This window comes from Halarchaeum acidiphilum MH1-52-1 (assembly GCF_000474235.1).
Classification (GTDB): domain Archaea; phylum Halobacteriota; class Halobacteria; order Halobacteriales; family Halobacteriaceae; genus Halarchaeum; species Halarchaeum acidiphilum.
Map to the genome: position 1 here is coordinate 1 of NZ_BATA01000126.1, position 2,730 is coordinate 2,730.

The window sequence follows — 2,730 nt, forward strand, 5'->3', positions numbered from 1 at the left end:
GCTGGCTACGGTGGCCTGATTGATGGGATGATTGGTGAGCGAAATCAGATTATGTCAGAATAACATCAATCGATGTGGATGTGCAGTCTGAGACTCTGGGAGCTACTTCTTAACCAACAGATGCTGTGTTTGCTCCAGTCGTTGGTTAATATCTCACCGACGGCAGGCTGGCGAAGATGATATTTCAGAATATGATATTTGAGCGTATCATAATCTGGAATATCTTTTTCGAGGGCGTGGAGTCGGTGCTCCTCGATCTCGGATTTGGCTGTACCCGGATTCTGTGGGCGGCGTTCCAAGCGGAAGCACTAAGTCATTATCGCAGTAATCATTATTGAGAGTATGACCTTCTACGATCGGGCCGACGAACTCGACGCCCTGGAGATGGCGTTTGAATCGGCCGGACACGCCTTCTACGTCGTCTACGGTCGACGGCGCGTCGGGAAGACTGAACTCCTCAAAGAATTCTGTGCAGACCGCCCATACGTCTACTATCTTGCCGCGCAGGAGGCAGAACCACGACAGCGTGAGAAGTTCGTCACACAAGTTGCGGACCACTTCGACGACCGTGTCCCCGCGGTCGACGGTTGGGATGATGCGTTCGACTATCTTGGTGAGTGTGTCGCGCGCGAGCAGTGCATCGTCGTGATTGACGAATTCCCGTATCTCGTTGCGGAGAACGAGTCACTGCCGTCCTACGTACAGTCGTTCGTCGACGAACAGCTCCAGGAGACGGAGTCAATGCTCGTTCTCTGTGGGTCGAGCATTAGCACGATGGAGTCTGAGGTGCTTGGTCACGAAAGTCCACTTTACGGGCGTCGAACTGGACAGGTCGATCTGGAGCCGTTCTCGTTCCGGGAGGCGCGCGATGTCATTGGCTACGACCTTGAGCAAGCCGTCGAGTCGTATGCGGTGACCGGTGGCACGCCGATGTACGTCACGCTCTTCGATTACACGTACACGCTCGGCGAGAACATCAAGTCGGAAATCCTCTCGCCGACTGCTGTGCTGTACAACGAGCCCGAGTTCCTCTTGCGAACGGAGCTCCGGAATCCTGCTCGCTACATGAGTATTCTGGAAGCAATTGCGACTGGACATACGACGCCGAACGAGATTGCGGGCGCGACCGGGATTGGGTCTGGCCCACTCTCGAAATACCTGCAGACGCTGCGTCGGCTCCGTCTCATCGAGCGCGAGGTTCCGGTGACGGCCGCGCAGAAGAAGTCGAAGCGCTCGCGATACGGCGTTGCTGACGAATTCCTCCGGTTCTGGTTTCGGTTCGTTGAGCCGAATCGCTCCAGTATCGAAGAAGCACCTCAGGTCGTCTTCGAGGGGACGATCGAGCCAGCACTCCCGGATCATGTCGCGACGACTTTCGAGTCGGTCTGCCAGGAGGCCGTCTGGGAGTTGATTCGGCGCGGAACGCTAGAGCCGTATTCGCGTGTTGGGCGTTGGTGGTATGGTGAAGACGAAGTTGATATCGTCGCGCTCGCCCCGCAGGATGACCGGCTCCTCCTTGGTGAGTGTAAATGGACGACCACGCCCGTCGGGTACGGTCTCGTCGATGACCTCCTGGAGAAGGCGGACGCCGTACGCTGGGGGCCAGGGACGCGCGAGGAGCAGTACGTCCTCTTCTCAAAGAGTGGCTTCCGAGACGGCCTCCGCGACGACCTTGGCGAGGAGTGGTTGCTCTTCGATCTCGATGATCTCGCTGAGACCCTCTAGGCCGGTTTTGCAGTTCTAGCCGTTCGGACGTCCGGGTGTGCTTAGTCGAGCGGCCGGTAGTGGTGGAGGTCGTCTTTCGCACCGGGATGGCTCGGCAAGTCAATCTGGGTGACGTGTTCGTAGCGGGCCTCAAGGACGTCGAAGAACCGCATATCCGCGAACGCCTTGAACCCCTCACCGGGGTGTTCGCCGATGTAGATGACGTCGCCGCCGTGGAGGAGGAGTGACTCGTAGGCCATCGAGCCGACTGGTGGCCAGCAGAGTACGAGCGTCTCCGCCTCGCCGTACTCGAGGAGTACGTCTTGATCACCCGACTGGACTGGAAACCACGGGTCGAGGATGGGGTCGATGTCGTAAGCGGTGATGTCGCCGCCGCGCTTCTCGAGTTCGTACGCCCAGTACCCCTTCCATGCGCCGAGTTCGACGAGCGGCCCCTGATCGATGAGATAGTCGAGTGCCTCCCGTGGCGGAATCGCGAACGCGTACTTCGCTATCAGCCGCTGTTGGGTGTCTGTCTCCCATAGTGCAGAAATCGGCATGGCGGTGTCCCGCTCACGCTTCCGGCGTTTGAGCGTCGCGAGTGCCTCCTGAATCGCGTCGATATACTCAATGGTGTCGTCTTCGTTTTGGATGGTGTCGACGAAGTCCGTCCACGAGACGGAGATGGAGTCCGGTTTCTGGTCGTGATAGCGGTCACTAATCGCGTCGGGGTCGCCACCGCGCTGGCTGATCTCGTCAAGTGAGATCGTCTTCGTCGCCATCCTAATACACAGTAGTGTGTGTACATTCATAAGGACATGGGCTGAGAGGGTAGCCAACACTACGCACGATCTGTCGGGTTCGCTTGCTGACGGACGTATGCGACGGCTCGCGTTTCGCCGTCGTTTATCGCCCTCTCAGAGAAGAGTCTGAAACAGCCGATAAGTAGGGGTTCCCGCTATACACTGGATTCGAACGTGCCCCTAGAGATATCCGACAGGGGGGGTAGACGTCAACCGCCTCGGG

The 2,730-nt window shown here is 58.1% G+C and carries 2 protein-coding genes; one reads left to right on the forward strand and one right to left on the reverse strand.

All coding sequences use genetic code 11. The features are described from left to right. Positions 1-342: 342 nt before the first annotated feature. Entirely contained in the window at positions 343-1,725 is a 1,383-nt protein-coding gene (locus AOZ13_RS13380) for an ATP-binding protein (RefSeq protein ID WP_020222699.1), read from the forward strand. A gap of 41 nt (positions 1,726-1,766) precedes the next feature. On the opposite strand, the gene AOZ13_RS13385 is transcribed toward AOZ13_RS13380, so the two are convergent. Further along, a complete protein-coding gene (locus AOZ13_RS13385; protein WP_021780853.1) occupies positions 1,767-2,486 on the reverse strand; it encodes a hypothetical protein in 720 nt (239 codons plus the stop codon). Positions 2,487-2,730: the final 244 nt, after the last annotated feature.

Coding starts and splice junctions, on each gene's coding strand:
- AOZ13_RS13380 (WP_020222699.1), top strand. CDS start 343: ATGACCTTCTACGATCGGGCCGACGAACTCGACGCCCTGGAGATGGCG.
- AOZ13_RS13385 (WP_021780853.1), bottom strand. CDS start 2,486: ATGGCGACGAAGACGATCTCACTTGACGAGATCAGCCAGCGCGGTGGC.